The sequence below is a fragment of the Flavobacterium sp. genome, from assembly GCF_043756175.1.
In the GTDB taxonomy this organism is placed as follows: domain Bacteria; phylum Bacteroidota; class Bacteroidia; order Flavobacteriales; family Flavobacteriaceae; genus Flavobacterium.
Genome location: NZ_JAYURN010000047.1, coordinates 33,987 through 49,430, shown reverse-complemented (window position 1 = coordinate 49,430; position 15,444 = coordinate 33,987). Strand labels below are relative to the sequence as shown.

The following is a 15,444-nucleotide window of genomic DNA, read 5'->3' as shown; positions in this document are numbered from 1 at the left end:
TCTATAAAACCCAACCCACTTACGAATGTTAGATTCATTTAGACCTTTCTCAAGACTAACATAGTTACAAGAATAATGCTTCTCTAATACTAATTTTACACATTCGAGTTTAAATGTATAATCATATTTGACTTTTCTTTCCATAAAAATACCCCCAAATAGTATCTAAACTTTTGGGGGCAGTCTACAATGTGAGGGTTTTTATTTTGAGGGAAATGGAAATATAATTTCTATTCTTTTTTGGTTGCTTGAGTTTACTTATAACGTGTTTTAATATTTGCTAAATGCTTATTTATCTAGCATTTTTTTAACTTTATTTTTAGTTATTAATAATTAATTTAATAAAAATATTAAATTTTTAATATTTTATATAATTAATATTTAGTAGCTTTGTTGTGTCCTAAATAAAAGTACTATGAAAAAAACATTATTAATTTTATTGTCTTTTATAGCATGCGGAGTATTTGCTCAGGTTGGTATTGGGACTACAAGCCCAACCGCTCAATTAGATATTAATGGAACATTCAGGGTAAGGTCATCTGCTTTAACTAACAATATTACTGCGGCTAAAGATTCAATCTTAGTAGTCGATAATATTGGAAATGTAAGTAGAGTTTCTTCTAAAACGGTATTGGAAAGTAATTTGAAAACTTGTGTAAAAGGGAGCTTCGCTAGTTCAGGTGATGTGACTCTGACTTTATTAGCGGGTACTAGTAAGATTGGGTTTGATTTTGTAGAATTCGACTTAAATAATGAGTTTAATACTGTGACATCTGATTTTACTGCTAAACAAAATGGGATTTATCAAGTTTCTGTTCAAATCAAAGCTACTTCAGCTATTGCGATCGCTACAAATTTTGGAGTTGCTATTTTGAAAAATGGAACGGTAATTAATAGGACTTCGTTTGCTAATGTCGGAGTAGCATTGGTAAATGTTACCCCTCCTATTAGAACAGTATCAACACTAGTGAGTTTAAATACTGGCGATACTATTAGTTTTAATGTATTAAGTACTTTGTTGAGTTTGAACCTGCTTGGAACAAGGGAGGATTGTAATTTCACAATCAATCAAATTAGATAATAATTGCTCTTGTTTTTAATGAATTTAATTTTAGTTTGAAGTTTACCTATCAAATTTACATCATAACATAATGCTAAAATAAATTAAACTGGCTAAGCTTATTGGTTGTTCAGCAGAAACCAAACCATAATAGGCTTTTATTTACAAAAATAGTTCAGAATTGTTTGTGATATTCAATCATTCAATTGATGATTTTTTTGTTGAGAATAATGAGAGTAACTTACATTTTCAAATAAAAATCCTTTGTCAAGGCAATATAATCTTCAGTGTAAATATGTCGAGCAGTTTCGATAATTAATTCATCGATAAGAAAATCACCTTGTTTGGTTCGGCTAAAAGCCAATAAACTACGTTTTATTTCAGATGTTGGCGTTCCTTTTACAAGAGTTGTTTTTACAGGATACAACTCAAAAGCATTAGCTAAAGCAATAAATTTTCCTTCTTCTTTATATGGAATTATAACAGAAAAAATCCCGTTTTCAGATAGTAATAAATCAGCAGCTTCGATTATTTCCTCAAAAGGCATAGCGTCTGAGAAACGAGCCAAATCCCTTTGCTCACTATCAGTTTTGTAATCTTCGGTGTAAAATGGCGGATTGCAAACGATTAAATCATACTCATCTTCGGGCTCTTCAATAAATTCGTCTAAACCTGCGTGGTAACAAAACAAACGGTCGCTCCAAGGTGAGCTTTCAAAATTATCAGTGGCTTGTTCGTAAGCGTCCTCATCAATTTCTAAAGCATCTATTTGTTGGGCAGATGTCCTTTGTGCCAACATTAATGCAATAATTCCAGTACCAGCACCAATATGTAAAATAGAGTTTGGATTATGGTTTATAGGAGTCCAAGCGCCAAGTAAAACTCCGTCAGTTCCGACTTTCATTGCTGTTTTATCTTGTTGTACAGAAAATTGTTTGAATGAAAACATGAGATTAATGATTAACGATTTTCGAATGTTGATTGCAGATTTTTCGAATTAACGATAATCAAATCTAATAAGTCTAACAATCTAAGAGGTCTAAAAATCTGACTAAAGATACATTTCTACCAAACCTTCTGGTAAATCCATGATGACTTTTTTGTTTTCTCTATCTATTTTTACAATAAAATGATCAATCATTGGTATTAGCATTTCTACTTCTCCGTTTAGAACTTCAAAAAGAGGTTGAGCAGTAGTGTCGTTTATAGAAACAATTTTTCCAAAAACGCCAACACGCTTGTCTTCAATTTCAAAACCAATTACTTCGTGAAAATAGAATTTGTTACCTGTAAGTTTTGGCAACATTTTTAGCGGAAGATATACTTCGCAATTCATAATAGCATCGGCTTCTTCTTCGTTGTCTACGTCTTCAAAACGAACACGAAGAAAATCAGCTTTGTGTAGGTTGCTACTTTCAATAAAAAACGGAACCAGATTTTTGTTTACTTCAACAAAAACTGATTCCAAATCTTCATACATTTCAGGTTCGTCCGTATCTAAATAGATAAGAACTTCCCCTTTGAAACTAAATTTTTTTGCAATTTTACCTAAGTAGAAACAATCTTCTTTACGCATCTTGCAAAAATTAAATATTAAGCTTCTTTTTCTTCGCTAGCTTCTTCAGCAGCTGGAGCTTCTTCAGTAGCAGCTTCAACAGCATCTTCAGTAGCAACTTCTTCTTCAACTACAGCTTCTGGAGCTTTGGCAGCTTCAGTTTGTGCAGCAATACGTTTTTCGTTTGCAACTGTTTCAGCTTTAAACGCTTTAGCTTTAGCATCAGATTGTGCTTTAGTTAAACCATCTTTTTTAGCGTCCACTTTTCCAGATTTAGCTTCAATCCAAGCAGCTAATTTTGCATCAGCTTGATCTTGTGTTAATGCTCCTTTACGAACTCCTCCATCAAGGTGGTGTTTTAGTAAAGCTCCTTTGTAAGAAAGAATTGCTCTAGCAGTATCAGTTGGTTGAGCCCCATTGTGCAACCATTGTACGGCAGCATCAAGGTTCAAATCTACTGTTGCAGGATTTGTGTTTGGGTTGTAAGTACCAATTTTTTCTAGGTATTTACCATCTCTTTTTGAGCGTGCATCTGCAGCTACTACCCAGTAAAAAGGTTTTCCTTTTTTACCGTGTCTTTGTAATCTAATTTTTACTGACATAATCTTATGATTAATTTTGAGGTACTCGACCTCGATTATTTAAGGGTGCAAATATACATATTTTTCTGATACATAAAGTTAAAGTGTTCATTTTTTGTTTTTTACTTTAAATATTCATGCTGTTTGTTAGTTTTTTAATTGTAATCGGTTATTTTTGTAGCTATTAATTAAGGTTTTAAACTAAATAAAATGAAAAAATTCCTATTTCTATTTCTTTCTGCTATTGTATTTACATCATGTGAAAAAAGTGTCGAATTTAATAACCCAGCTTTTCAAGGGCTAATTGATAATTCGGTATGGAAAGCAACCAGTTCTTCGGCTACAAAAAGTGCGTCGGGAGCAATAACAATAAAAGGGATTGCCACTGGAAATGTAGAATTAAATATAAATTCCACCGCATTAGGAACACGTGTTTTGGGAACTACTAATACATCAAACTTTGCTTCTTATGTATTGAATGCTTTCAATTATACTACAGGAATAACTTCATCATCAGTAAATAAAATAGCGCTTTCAGCAGGAGGAACGGGCTATACGACTTCAAGTCTTGTTCTTACATCAGGTGGCTTGGGTTCTGGATTAAAAGTAGATATAGTTGCAAATACAAACGGAGTAGTTACAAGTGTTTTAGTAAATGCGCCAGGGAATAATTACAGAGCAGGTGATATAGTAACCATTGCTACCGGAAATGCAAATGCAAAATTTATCGTGCAAAATGTAACCAATAGTAATGGAGAAATAACAATTACTCAATATGATGGAGCAACAATTTCTGGTAATTTTAAGTTTACAGCATATGACGCAGTAAACAAAAAAACAGCGGGTTGTCAAAATGGTATTTTTTATAAGATTCCAGTAAATTAATTTTAAATATTGATGCTTCTAAAGTATTGAAAAAGAGGTTATTTTAAAATAAAACAGTAACATCGTGTAATTTAGAATATTAATAACTTACCTTTGTCCTAATATAATAAATATAATATATGAACATTTTTGTTGGAAGTCTTCCTTGGAGTATAGAGGAAGCAGATTTAAGAGAGTCTTTCGAGGCTTACGGTGCTGTAGAATCAGTAAAAATTATTACTGATAAATTTACAGGAAGAAGTAAAGGATTTGGTTTTGTTGAGATGCCAAATGACGAAGAAGGTCAAAAAGCTATTGATGAGTTAAATGGTGCAACTGTTGACGGACGTGCTATTGTAGTAAACAAATCAGAGCCAAAACCAGAAGGTGAAAGAAAAAGCTTCAATAACAGTCGCCCAAGCGGTGGTGGTTATGGTGGTGGAAACAGCCGTGGTGGTGATTCTCGTGGAGGTTACAGTGGTGGTGGAAACAGCCGTGGTGGTGGTTCTAACGACCGTGGTGGAAACAGAGGCGGATACTAATCTAACTTATTTTCAAAATATATTAAACCATCTCAATCGAGATGGTTTTTTGTTTTTGATAACTGAAATTTTAAAACAACAAATTAAAATAATCAAGATTTTGGCGTTACCACAAGGGTCGGGCTTTTCGTTGCAATCTTTTTTGAGACAAAAAAAGCCTCAAAAAAGGATTTTCACTACAATCCCTAACGCAAACCGTAGTAAATATAAATCAGCCTTTGTTAATAACTAAAATTGACAAACAACCACATAAAATGTATTTTTGTAATTGTCTAAAATGCTTACGGCTTATTGCCTAAAGCCTAAAGCTTTAAGAAAATATGTATTTAATCTTCGATACCGAAACCACAGGATTACCACGCAGTTGGTCAGCGCCAATAACAGATACTGACAACTGGCCACGTTGTATCCAAATCGCATGGCAATTGCATGACGAAATGGGAAATCTTATCGAGCATCAAGATTATTTGGTAAAACCTGAAGGATTTAATATTCCTTATGATGCAGAGCGTATTCACGGGATTTCTACCGAATTGGTTACAGAACAAGGAATTCCTTTGCAGGAAGTTTTAGAAAAATTTAATATTGCATTATCAAAAACTAAATTTATAGTTGGTCAAAACGTAGGATTCGATGTCAATATTATGGGTTGCGAATTTCATCGTGCCAATATTGGTTCAGATATGGTCAAAATGCCAGTTCTGGACACTTGTACCGAAGTTACCGCATCACTATTAAAATTACCTGGAGGACGTGGTGGAAGATTCAAATTACCAACATTAACAGAACTTCATCAATATTTGTTTAAAGTCCCATTTTCGGAAGCACACAATGCTACTGCCGATGTTGAAGCAACGACTCGTTGTTTTTTAGAATTAATAAAAAGAGAAGTTTTTACCAAAGAAGAACTTGATGTTGAAGCCAATTATTTTCACGAATTTCAGAGTAAAAATCAAGGAGAAATTCAGCTTATAGGTCTAAAACACATAAATCTTAAAGTAGCTTCTGCCGAAATAGCCAAACGTTTTCAACAAGCTGAAAAAGCGGAGGCGAAAACGCCAGTTTCAACCGAAATTACTCAGGATTTAGCAAATGCAAAGTTTGCGCATTTGCACAATCACACTCAGTTTTCGGTTTTGCAATCTACCATTTCAGTGGCTAAACTTGTTGCTGCTGCTGCAAAAAACAAAATGTCGGCCGTAGCCATGACCGATCATGCCAACTTAATGGGGGCTTTTCATTTTGTTCGTGATGTATTGAATCAAAATAAAATAGCTTCCGCCAAAAATGCGACTGCAATAGAAAACGGAGAAGAAGCAACTGAGGTTGAAATGAAACCCATAGTAGGTTGCGAATTTTTTGTTTGTGACAATCACAAAGACAAAACCAAAAAAGACAACGGTTATCAAGTTGTTTTCTTAGCAAAAAATAAAAAAGGCTATCATAATTTAGCTAAAATGTCTTCTATAGCTTATACGGAAGGCTTTTATTATGTGCCCAGAATCGATAGAAATATTATCGAACAATATAAGGAAGATATTATAGTTTTATCAGGGAATTTGTATGGAGAAATCCCAAGTAAAGTTCTAAATCTTGGAGAAAACCAAGCAGAAGACGCTCTGTTGTGGTGGAAATCACAATTTGGAGATGATTTTTATCTCGAATTAATGCGTCACAATCAAGAAGACGAAAACCGTGTCAATCAAACCTTAATCTCCTTTGCAAAAAAGCATGCAGTAAAACTCATTGCGACTAACAATACTTTTTATATTTCTAAAGATGATGCTAATGCGCATGATATTTTATTATGTGTCAAAGAAGGTGAAAAACAAGCTACACCAATAGGTCGCGGTCGCGGATATCGTTTCGGTTTGCCCAATCAGGAATATTATTTCAAATCGGGAGAAGAAATGAAACAATTATTTTCCGATTTGCCCGAAGCCATTGTCAATATTCAAGAAATTGTAGATAAAATAGAAATTTACTCCTTATATCGAGATGTCTTATTGCCAAAATTTGAAATTCCATCTGAGTTTTTAGTTTCAGAAGACGAGACAGATGGTGGCGTTCGAGGGGAAAATGCCTATTTGCATCATCTTACTTATGAAGGTGCCAAAAGAAGATATCCAGAAATTACACCAGAAATACAAGAGCGAATTGATTTCGAATTATTAACCATACAAAATTCTGGTTATCCGGGTTATTTCTTAATCGTGCAAGATTTTATTGCCGAAGCTAGAAAAATGGACGTTTCTGTTGGTCCAGGCCGTGGTTCTGCAGCGGGCTCAGTTGTGGCTTATTGCTTGGGAATTACCAATATCGATCCGCTTTTGTATAATTTGCTTTTCGAAAGATTTCTAAATCCTGATCGTGTGTCACTTCCCGATATCGATATCGATTTTGATGACGAAGGACGTAGTAAAGTCATGGATTATGTGATTGAAAAATATGGTAAAAAACAAGTAGCACAAATTATTACTTACGGAACTATGGCTGCCAAATCAGCTATTCGTGATACCGCCAGAGTATTAGATTTACCTCTTTTTGAAGCCGATAAAATTGCCAAATTATTACCTGGAATGCTACCTGGAAAATGGAATCTGGCTCGTTTTATGAACGATACCGAAGCCGAAATCCGAAAAGTTTTGCGTCCAGAGGATTTCGACCGAATGAAAGAATTAATATTACTTTCTAAAGAAGAAGATTTGGGTGGAGAAACCATTCAACAAGCACAAATTCTCGAAGGTAACATTCGTAACACAGGGATTCATGCTTGTGGTGTGATTATTACTCCAAGCGATATTACTAATTTTGTTCCTGTAACCACTGCAAAAGATTCCGATTTATATGTAACACAATTTGACAACTCCGTTGCAGAAAGTGCAGGATTGTTAAAAATGGATTTCTTGGGACTAAAAACCCTGACCTTAATAAAAGATACGGTAAAACTCGTAAAATATAGAACTGGAAAAGTACTTGATCCAGACACGTTTCCTATTGATGATGTAAAGACCTATGAGCTTTTTCAACGTGGCGAAACGGTTGGAATTTTTCAGTATGAAAGTGCTGGAATGCAAAAATACATGAAGGAACTAAAGCCTACAGTTTTTAACGATTTAATTGCCATGAACGCCTTATATCGTCCAGGACCAATTGCTTATATCCCAAGTTTTATTAAACGAAAAAACGGTGAGGAACCTATAGAATATGACCTAGAAGCTTGCGAAGAACTGCTAAAAGACACTTACGGAATCACCGTTTACCAAGAACAAGTAATGCTTTTGTCACAAAGACTTGCCGATTTTTCTAAAGGTGATGCCGATGTTTTGCGTAAAGCGATGGGAAAAAAACAACGTGATGTCCTAGACAAAATGAAACCTAAATTCGTGAGTCAGGCTGTTGCCAAAGGTCATGCCGAAGACAAACTAGAAAAAATCTGGAAAGACTGGGAAGCCTTTGCAGAATACGCTTTTAACAAATCGCATTCTACATGTTACGCTTGGATTGCGTATCAAACGGCTTACTTAAAAGCCAATTATCCAGCGGAATATATGGCGGCAGTTTTGTCTAATAACATGAGCGATATCAAGCAAGTTTCTTTCTTTATGGAAGAGTGCAAACGCATGGGATTAGCCGTTTTGGGTCCAGATGTAAATGAATCGTTTTATAAATTTACGGTAAATGATGATTATGCCGTTCGTTTCGGAATAGGTGCTGTAAAAGGTGTCGGAATGGGCGCTGTAAACACCATTGTAGAAAATAGAAAAGATGGAAACTACAAATCTATTTTCGATTTAGCCAAACGTGTCGATCAACGTGCTGCAAACAAAAAAGCCATCGAAAACTTGATTCTAGCTGGTGGTTTCGATTGTTTTGAAAATACACATAGAGCGCAATATTTTCATACTGATGGTGATGGAATTACATTTTATGAAAAAGCCATACGATTTGGGGCCAAGTTTCAAGAAAACGAAAATTCATCGCAAGTAAGTTTGTTTGGCGATACGAGTGATGTGCAAATTTCGGAACCTGTAATTCCGCCTTGTGAAGAGTGGAATACGATGGAAAAACTAGCCAAAGAAAAAGAAGTTGTTGGGATTTATATTTCAGGTCATCCGCTAGATGATTATCGATTCGAGATGAAATATTTTTGTAACAACAAACTCGAATCTCTAAAAAGTTTAGAACAATTTGTGGGCAAAAATCTTTCTTTTGGAGGAATCGTTACCAATGTGCAACATAGAACCGCCAAGAACGGAAAAGGTTGGGCAACATTTGTTTTAGAAGGTTATGATGAGACTAATGAGTTCAGGATTTTTAATGAAGAATACCTAAAATTCAGACATTTTCTGGTTCAAAATCAGTTTGTGTATATTAGAGTTAATATAAAAGATGGTTGGGTAAACCGTGAAACGGGAAAAAAATCAGATCCGCAAATTAACTTTTTGCAAGTAGAATCGATACAAGATGTTTTGCGAATTTTTGCGAAAAAACTAGTCATTCATTTAGATATAAAAGAGTTGCATGAAGAATTAGTCTCTAAATTGATTGCAGTTTTTGCTGCGAACAAAGGCGACAATACGGTTTCTTTTGATATTTTGGAATTAGAAAAAACAAAAAAACAAATTGAAGTTGCGCCTGTCGAAGCTGATGATATAGAAATTGTTTTAGACGAAAATGGCGATATTATAGAAGATGAAAATCCAGAAACAGTAGCTCCTACTGAAGTCGAAGAAACCAAAATAATTAATAAAATTTCGATGAATAGCCGCAAGTTGAAAATTAACATCTCAACCGAATTGCTTAATGAATTGGAAAAATTACAAGTAAATTTTAAGTTGAATTAATTCTGTTCAGAATAAATAATTAGGTAAATACTAAAATGGGCATTCATATTATGGAGAAACTTCAGAAAATAACATTTGTCTTAATTATTCTTCTTTTTGCGAGTTGTAAAAAGAATGAGAATGATATTGAATTTAACAGAAATGTATTGGCAGAAATTTTGCCAAGTATAATAGACTCAACTTGTATTGATGCAAGAATATTTTCAAATCCTCCGCCTAGATATGGGAAACCAATATTCAATAAAGATGGTCATTATGTTAAAACTGATTCAACGAAAGCAACTCCTGAAGAAGTTAAAAATTTAAAAGAATGGAAACAACAAGTTTCTGATGTCGAAAAAGACACTTTTAAAGTAATTATTGCTTTTGACCCAAAAATTTTGCCATATGAAAAAGAGTATGAAAAAATAATAGACAAAAATTTTCCGAAAGTTACTTTACAAAAAATAAAAACAGACAAAGTAAAAGAATACATTCTTAATTTTAAGAACATTAAATTGAATCGTAAATTCAAATTAAAAAACATAAATGAATTTGATAAAAAAAATATTTTTGAAAGAAAATACGAATTTAACTTTTCAGGAATATTAAGAGTCTCAGGAATAAAATTTGACAAAAAACGAGAAAACGGAATTCTTGATGTTGGATTTACTTGTGGAAGATTATGTGGTTATGGAAATAAAGTCTTTATAAAGAAAGTAAGGAATAAGTGGAAAATAATTAAAATGAAAGAAACTTGGATTTCTTAGAAATACATCTGCCAACAGACGTTTAAATCGATTTTCGGATTTAGGTGAATTACCGTTTTATTTTATATTTTCGTTTAGCAGAAAACACTCTGCTTCAGAGCCCGAAAACCGCTTGATACGTGGAAATGTTAGCAGTAATGCTTCCAATATTGTGAAAAAGGATGCCATCTTATGAAAAAATGAGGAAGTGAAAAAAACAGAAAATAAAGAAGCAAGCTGGACTATTTGTCAAGAATGTCAAGGACGCGGAAAAAAAAGTCGTGGGCTCAGCAAGAAAACACTACGCCAGTACCAAATAGCATTCGAACAATTTGAAAAAACAAAAAGCGAAGGAACAGCTCCCGTTCGTCCCAAAGGTCACTTATACTCCTGCAAAAACTGTTCTGGTTCTGGGTTGGTTGGTTCTGCTAACGCTCCTGTCGCAGATAAAGAAAACTTCCCACACGTTGCTATTATTGGTGCAGGTATAGGAGGAGTGGCTTTGGCAGTGGCTTGTTTGCATCGCGGAATCCCTTTTACTCTTTATGAGCGCGATACCGATTTTGCTGCTCGATCTCAGGGTTATGGACTCACTTTACAACAGGCTAGTAAAGCAATCGAGGGATTTGGTATTTTCTCGTTAGATGAAGGAGTGATTTCAACAAAACACGTAGTTCATACTACAGAAGGAAATGTCATTGGGGAATGGGGAATCAGAAAGTGGATGCCTTCAGAAGTAAAAACGTCTCCGAAACGTTTCAATATACATATCGCACGACAATCTTTGCGTCTAGCCTTGCTTGAACAACTCTGTGGACATGATGCGGTACAATGGGGACATCAATTAATAGATTTTAAAGAAAGTATAAATAAAGAAGTAGATATTACCTTTGAAGTAAACGGTGAAATTAAAAAGGCAAAAGCAGATCTTGTAGTTGGCGCCGATGGTATTCGTAGTTCGGTGCGAAATTTACTGATTGGTGAAGATATTACCCCTTTACGTTACCTAGATTGTATTGTTATATTAGGTATTTGTCCTTTGAGTGCTCTTGAAGGTGTTAATAGTTCTTTACTCGACTCTGCAACTGTATTTCAAACCGCCAATGGCAATGAGCGAATTTACATCATGCCATATACAAAAGACTCAGTGATGTGGCAACTTAGTTTTCCAATGTCAGAAAAAGAGGCTAAAGCTTTAAGTGCGCAAGGACGCCAAGCTCTTAAGGAAGAAGCGTGTCAAAGAACAAAGTGGCACAGTCCAATTCCTCAAATTGTAGCAGCAACCTTAGAGGCTCAAATTTCTGGATATCCTGTGTATGACCGAGAATTACTCACATCAGAATTGTTAGATAAAAGTGGTCCTGTAACTGTGATTGGTGATGCCGCTCACCCAATGAGTCCATTTAAAGGGCAGGGTGCGAATCAAGCGCTGTTAGATGCACTCACGCTGGCTCGGAGCATCTCAAAAGAATGTAATTCATTCTCTCAATGGAGAAAAAATGGAGTAAGAGAAAGTGTGTTAACTGAGTTTGAAGCAGAAATGTTAGAGCGTTGCGCTATCAAAGTGAAAGATTCAGCTGAAGCTGCGCAGTTCTTACATTCCGAAATTGTGCTCCAAGAAGGGGATGAGCCGAGAGGAGGGAGTTTACGGGGTATTCGTGCGGTTTAGATAAATTTTAAATTTTGTTTTGTACTTGCAATATTTTTAACTTCAATATTCAAAACTCGTTATTGAATATTCCAACTTATTTAATTTTGAACTTTAGACCTGACAGGTTTTTGAAACCTTTGAGGTCTTGGAATATTGAATAAAGAATTTAGGACATTGTTTTTACGATAATGCCCTAGCCCAGACAGTAGCGGCATCCTTTTGCTTTTTTCTTTAGAAAGCAAAAGATATAGCGAATGGCTGGATTAGCTTCAGATAAAAAATACCAATAGGTTTATAGTTAAAACTGATTTTTAAAAGGCAAACAATCCAAAATAAAATTCTACTTTTGTCTAACAATTAATAAAGAAAGAAAAAATGGCATTAACAATAACCGATGCAACTTTTGAGGAAGTTGTATTAAAATCATCACAACCAGTATTAGTAGATTTTTGGGCAGCTTGGTGCGGTCCTTGTAGAATGGTTGGTCCAGTTATCGAAGAAATCGCAGTTGAATTTGAAGGAAAAGCAGTAGTTGGTAAAGTAGATGTTGACGCAAACCAAGAATTTGCTGCAAAATATGGCGTTAGAAATATCCCTACAGTTTTAGTTTTCCAAAATGGAGAAGTTGTAGGTAGACAAGTAGGTGTTGCGCCTAAGCAAACTTATGCTGATAGTTTGACAGCTTTGTTGTAAGAAACAAATGCAATTGCAAAAAAATAAAAATCTAGGTCTAACGAAAGTTAGGCCTTTTTTGTTGAGTGAATTCTTATTATATTTGAGGTATGAATATAGATAGTCAAATAGCAAAAATATCGAGTTTTCAGCATTTAGAATTGCTCGCCAATCAGATTGTAGAAGGATTTATTTCTGGAATGCACAAAAGTCCGTTTCATGGTTTTTCGGCAGAGTTTGCAGAGCATAAAGTCTATAATTCTGGCGAAAGCACCAAACATATCGATTGGAAATTATTTGCAAAAACGGATAGACTTTATACTAAAAAGTACGAAGAAGAAACCAATTTGCGTTGCCATCTAATTATAGACAATTCATCATCGATGCACTATCCTAAGCTTAAAGAAAATCAATTTTTTTATGAAAATAAGATTGGGTTTTCGGTTTTGGCATCGGCAGTTTTAATGAAATTACTCAAAAAACAACGCGATGCTGTTGGATTAAGCATCTTTTCTGATACTTACGAATATTACGCTCCCGAGAAAGGAAGTGAGCGCCACCATCGCATGTTGCTAAATAGGCTAGAAAACGCGTTGCAAACGCCAAAAGAGACCAAACAGACGGATACGATTACTTTCTTGCATCAAATTGCCGAAAAAATGCACCGTCGTTCTATGATTGTCCTTTTTACCGATATGTTTCAACCAGAAGAAGACGAACGCTTGTTTAAAGCCTTACAACATCTAAAACATAACAAACACAAAGTGGTTTTGTTTCACGTTATTGATAAAAAAACAGAGTTAAATCTTGATTATGACAACGCACCACGCAAGTTTATCGACCTAGAAACGGGTGATGAGGTAAACCTTTTTGCCGAAAACATAAAATATGACTATGAAAAATCGGTAAATGATTACTTCGAAAAAGTAGCAAACACCTGTTCTTTGTACAAAATAAAGTATGTTCCTGTTTCTGTTGATGAAAATTTTGAAAAAATAATGACAACGTATCTAGTTGAAAAACAAAAATTTGGCTAATAAGTGAAAAAAAATTTCAAAAAAATTTAAAAAAACATTTGTGTAAGTTAAAAAACATTGTATCTTTGCAACCGCAATTAAGCAGAGGTTTGGTAGTTCAGTTGGTTAGAATACGTGCCTGTCACGCACGGGGTCGCGGGTTCGAGTCCCGTCCAGACCGCTAATTGGGAAAGGTTTCTAGAAATAGAAACCTTTTTTGCCCAATAAAGGTTTCTAAAATTAGTTGTGTTGTTTAAGCTATGGCTTTGTAACCCATAGCAAGTTTAGTAATTTCGTCCTTAAAGAGGAGATGAAAAACAGGTTTAGTAGTTAGACCAATGAAAAGCTTTTCACTTTATAGTGAATGGCTTTTTTGTTTTTATATTAGCATATGTTTTACGTGTATATTTTATATTCAAAGTTTCTAGATGTTTATTACAAAGGATTTACAACCAATCTTGAGAATAGATTAGAATATCATATTTCAGGAAAAAGTACATACACTTCAAAAACGGATGATTGGAAAATAGTGTATTCAAATACTTTTGAAACAAAAAAAGAAGCTTTGATAGAAGAAAAGAGATTGAAAAAATTGAATCGACTATCAATCGAGAAATTAATTTATATTCATATCGAAAAACGGGTTTAGTAGTCTCGTCTTTTGGGACGAGATGAAAAGCTTTTCACTTTATAGTGAATGGCTTTTTTGTTTTTATAACAGTTTATACTTCTGCAAATACTTTTTGTTTACTTCTTATTTTGAATGTTTTTTTATCCAAATAATTTATCTGCATTTTGCCATGTCACATATATAAATGTTCCTAAAAACAACATACAAACCATAAACTTCATAAAAGTAGAAGCCAGAAAGCCAAGCAATGAACCTGTAGCAGCTTTTAATGCTCTTTTTTTGTCCTGAGAATTATAAATAATTTCACCCAAAAAAGCACCCAAAAAAGCACCAACAACAAATCCAAATGGAATAGGAATAAATAGTAAACCTAAAATGAGTCCAATATTTGTTCCCCAAATGCCATAGGAACTGCCACCAAACTTTTTCGTCCCTTTCGACGGGATTATATAGTCTAAAATCGAAATGACAATGGTTAATGCCAATGTAAATCCAAGTGTCCAGTAATTGTTCGGTACGGCATCAGTCAGATACAAAAGTAACAATCCAACCCAACTAACGCTTGGTCCAGGTAAAACAGGTAAAAAGCTACCAAAAACGCCTGTAATAACACAAATAAAACCTGTAAGGAATAAAAAAGTATCCATAAATTAAATTTCACTATTTTTGAGAAATAAAATTACACAATAAACCCTAACGATTTACACCGTTTGTAGATGAAAAAAATAATAATATTGCTTTTTTTGGTTTCCATTTTTCAAGGTTGTCAGTATTTTGAGAAAAATGTGCCAGCCAAAGAAGATTTGCTTCAGCAGGAATTAAAAAAAATAAATTGGGACGAGGTCGATGATTTTCCAAGTACCGTTCAATGCGATTCTATCAATGATAAAATCTCTAGAAAACAATGTTTTTTCGATTTTGTAACTAACAACATTCAAGAAAAATTAATTCAGGATTCTATCAAAATTTTATTCCCAAAAATAGATACCATTCCAATGAAAATAACTATATTTTCTGATGCTAAAATGCAATTCGAACCTAATCTTACAAAATACAATATGGTTTATGATGCAATAAAATTAGATAGCATTTTACAAGTAAAATTGTTATATTTTCCTGCTGTCGAACCGGCTATAAAACGAGGAATAAAAGTAAAATCGCAGTTCGTATTGCCAATAATTTTAAAATAAATCTCAGAAGCTTTTCCTGCTGTACACTATATCTTTTCTCCCGCAAAAAAGCGGGAAAAAAGGATGCCGTTTCCATCAGGGCTAGGGCATTACGATTTTTAGGAATG

General features: G+C 34.2%; 15 protein-coding genes and 1 tRNA gene. 11 read left to right on the top strand and 5 right to left on the bottom strand.

The window, feature by feature from the left end; all coding sequences use genetic code 11:
- Nucleotides 1–144, bottom strand: a 144-nt coding sequence (locus tag ACH2BP_RS03040; RefSeq protein ID WP_395056884.1) for a transposase, incomplete at its 3' end; no start/stop codon positions are given.
- A gap of 271 nt (nucleotides 145–415) precedes the next feature.
- Between ACH2BP_RS03040 and ACH2BP_RS03035 the strand changes: the two genes are divergently transcribed.
- On the top strand, nucleotides 416–1,081 hold the full coding sequence (locus ACH2BP_RS03035; RefSeq protein WP_395056880.1) for a hypothetical protein: 666 nt from the start codon (nucleotides 416–418) through the stop codon (nucleotides 1,079–1,081).
- Between the two features lie 220 nt (nucleotides 1,082–1,301).
- Here the strand turns inward: ACH2BP_RS03035 and ACH2BP_RS03030 are convergent, their stop codons facing one another.
- From ACH2BP_RS03030 to ACH2BP_RS03020, 3 genes are all read right to left on the bottom strand, one after another.
- Nucleotides 1,302–2,009: a tRNA1(Val) (adenine(37)-N6)-methyltransferase gene (locus tag ACH2BP_RS03030; protein ID WP_395056878.1), complete on the bottom strand. Its 708-nt coding sequence runs from the start codon at nucleotides 2,007–2,009 to the stop codon at nucleotides 1,302–1,304.
- 102 nt (nucleotides 2,010–2,111) lie between these two features.
- Nucleotides 2,112–2,636 (bottom strand): ribosome maturation factor RimM, encoded by a 525-nt coding sequence (gene rimM, locus ACH2BP_RS03025; RefSeq protein ID WP_395056876.1) that lies wholly within the window; start codon nucleotides 2,634–2,636, stop codon nucleotides 2,112–2,114.
- A 17-nt stretch (nucleotides 2,637–2,653) separates the two neighbouring features.
- Nucleotides 2,654–3,217 carry a 30S ribosomal protein S16 gene (locus ACH2BP_RS03020; RefSeq protein WP_395056874.1) on the bottom strand — a complete coding sequence of 188 codons (564 nt, stop codon included), beginning with the start codon at nucleotides 3,215–3,217 and terminating at the stop codon, nucleotides 2,654–2,656.
- Between the two features lie 189 nt (nucleotides 3,218–3,406).
- Between ACH2BP_RS03020 and ACH2BP_RS03015 the strand changes: the two genes are divergently transcribed.
- The 9 genes from ACH2BP_RS03015 (at nucleotide 3,407) to ACH2BP_RS02975 (ending at nucleotide 14,165) form a co-directional block, all read left to right on the top strand.
- Nucleotides 3,407–4,081 carry a DUF6252 family protein gene (locus tag ACH2BP_RS03015; RefSeq protein ID WP_395056872.1) on the top strand — a complete coding sequence of 225 codons (675 nt, stop codon included), beginning with the start codon at nucleotides 3,407–3,409 and terminating at the stop codon, nucleotides 4,079–4,081.
- Nucleotides 4,082–4,200: 119 nt separating this feature from the next.
- Nucleotides 4,201–4,602, top strand: coding sequence for an RNA recognition motif domain-containing protein (locus ACH2BP_RS03010; RefSeq protein ID WP_395056870.1), 402 nt, complete (start codon nucleotides 4,201–4,203; stop codon nucleotides 4,600–4,602).
- Nucleotides 4,603–4,922: 320 nt separating this feature from the next.
- A complete protein-coding gene (dnaE, locus tag ACH2BP_RS03005; RefSeq protein ID WP_395056868.1) occupies nucleotides 4,923–9,449 on the top strand; it encodes a DNA polymerase III subunit alpha in 4,527 nt (1,508 codons plus the stop codon).
- A 50-nt stretch (nucleotides 9,450–9,499) separates the two neighbouring features.
- Nucleotides 9,500–10,198 (top strand): hypothetical protein, encoded by a 699-nt coding sequence (locus tag ACH2BP_RS03000; RefSeq protein WP_395056866.1) that lies wholly within the window; start codon nucleotides 9,500–9,502, stop codon nucleotides 10,196–10,198.
- 187 nt (nucleotides 10,199–10,385) lie between these two features.
- Nucleotides 10,386–11,846 carry an FAD-dependent oxidoreductase gene (locus ACH2BP_RS02995; RefSeq protein WP_395056864.1) on the top strand — a complete coding sequence of 487 codons (1,461 nt, stop codon included), beginning with the start codon at nucleotides 10,386–10,388 and terminating at the stop codon, nucleotides 11,844–11,846.
- A gap of 357 nt (nucleotides 11,847–12,203) precedes the next feature.
- A complete protein-coding gene (gene trxA, locus ACH2BP_RS02990; protein WP_395056862.1) occupies nucleotides 12,204–12,521 on the top strand; it encodes a thioredoxin in 318 nt (105 codons plus the stop codon).
- Between the two features lie 89 nt (nucleotides 12,522–12,610).
- Nucleotides 12,611–13,537: a DUF58 domain-containing protein gene (locus ACH2BP_RS02985; RefSeq protein ID WP_395056860.1), complete on the top strand. Its 927-nt coding sequence runs from the start codon at nucleotides 12,611–12,613 to the stop codon at nucleotides 13,535–13,537.
- Nucleotides 13,538–13,623: 86 nt separating this feature from the next.
- Nucleotides 13,624–13,697 (top strand) — tRNA-Asp (locus ACH2BP_RS02980).
- A gap of 219 nt (nucleotides 13,698–13,916) precedes the next feature.
- The gene (locus ACH2BP_RS02975) at nucleotides 13,917–14,165 is read left to right on the top strand and encodes a GIY-YIG nuclease family protein (protein ID WP_395056858.1); all 249 of its coding nucleotides are present in this window, start codon (nucleotides 13,917–13,919) and stop codon (nucleotides 14,163–14,165) included.
- Between the two features lie 122 nt (nucleotides 14,166–14,287).
- Here ACH2BP_RS02975 and ACH2BP_RS02970 read toward each other — a convergent pair whose 3' ends face one another.
- Entirely contained in the window at nucleotides 14,288–14,794 is a 507-nt protein-coding gene (locus tag ACH2BP_RS02970; protein ID WP_395056856.1) for a DUF456 domain-containing protein, read from the bottom strand.
- Nucleotides 14,795–14,863: 69 nt separating this feature from the next.
- Between ACH2BP_RS02970 and ACH2BP_RS02965 the strand changes: the two genes are divergently transcribed.
- Complete coding sequence (locus ACH2BP_RS02965) at nucleotides 14,864–15,337, top strand: hypothetical protein (protein ID WP_395056854.1); 474 nt, start codon at nucleotides 14,864–14,866, stop codon at nucleotides 15,335–15,337.
- The last annotated feature ends 107 nt before the right edge of the window (nucleotides 15,338–15,444 follow it).

What these genes read in the sequence shown, in the direction of transcription:
- ACH2BP_RS03035 (WP_395056880.1), top strand. Translation starts at nt 416, where the DNA reads ATGAAAAAAACATTATTAATTTTATTGTCTTTTATAGCATGCGGAGTA.
- ACH2BP_RS03015 (WP_395056872.1), top strand. Translation starts at nt 3,407, where the DNA reads ATGAAAAAATTCCTATTTCTATTTCTTTCTGCTATTGTATTTACATCA.
- ACH2BP_RS03010 (WP_395056870.1), top strand. Translation starts at nt 4,201, where the DNA reads ATGAACATTTTTGTTGGAAGTCTTCCTTGGAGTATAGAGGAAGCAGAT.
- ACH2BP_RS02970 (WP_395056856.1), bottom strand. Translation starts at nt 14,794, where the DNA reads ATGGATACTTTTTTATTCCTTACAGGTTTTATTTGTGTTATTACAGGC.
- rimM (WP_395056876.1), bottom strand. Translation starts at nt 2,636, where the DNA reads ATGCGTAAAGAAGATTGTTTCTACTTAGGTAAAATTGCAAAAAAATTT.
- dnaE (WP_395056868.1), top strand. Translation starts at nt 4,923, where the DNA reads ATGTATTTAATCTTCGATACCGAAACCACAGGATTACCACGCAGTTGG.
- ACH2BP_RS03000 (WP_395056866.1), top strand. Translation starts at nt 9,500, where the DNA reads ATGGAGAAACTTCAGAAAATAACATTTGTCTTAATTATTCTTCTTTTT.
- trxA (WP_395056862.1), top strand. Translation starts at nt 12,204, where the DNA reads ATGGCATTAACAATAACCGATGCAACTTTTGAGGAAGTTGTATTAAAA.
- ACH2BP_RS02985 (WP_395056860.1), top strand. Translation starts at nt 12,611, where the DNA reads ATGAATATAGATAGTCAAATAGCAAAAATATCGAGTTTTCAGCATTTA.
- ACH2BP_RS03030 (WP_395056878.1), bottom strand. Translation starts at nt 2,009, where the DNA reads ATGTTTTCATTCAAACAATTTTCTGTACAACAAGATAAAACAGCAATG.
- ACH2BP_RS03020 (WP_395056874.1), bottom strand. Translation starts at nt 3,217, where the DNA reads ATGTCAGTAAAAATTAGATTACAAAGACACGGTAAAAAAGGAAAACCT.
- ACH2BP_RS02965 (WP_395056854.1), top strand. Translation starts at nt 14,864, where the DNA reads ATGAAAAAAATAATAATATTGCTTTTTTTGGTTTCCATTTTTCAAGGT.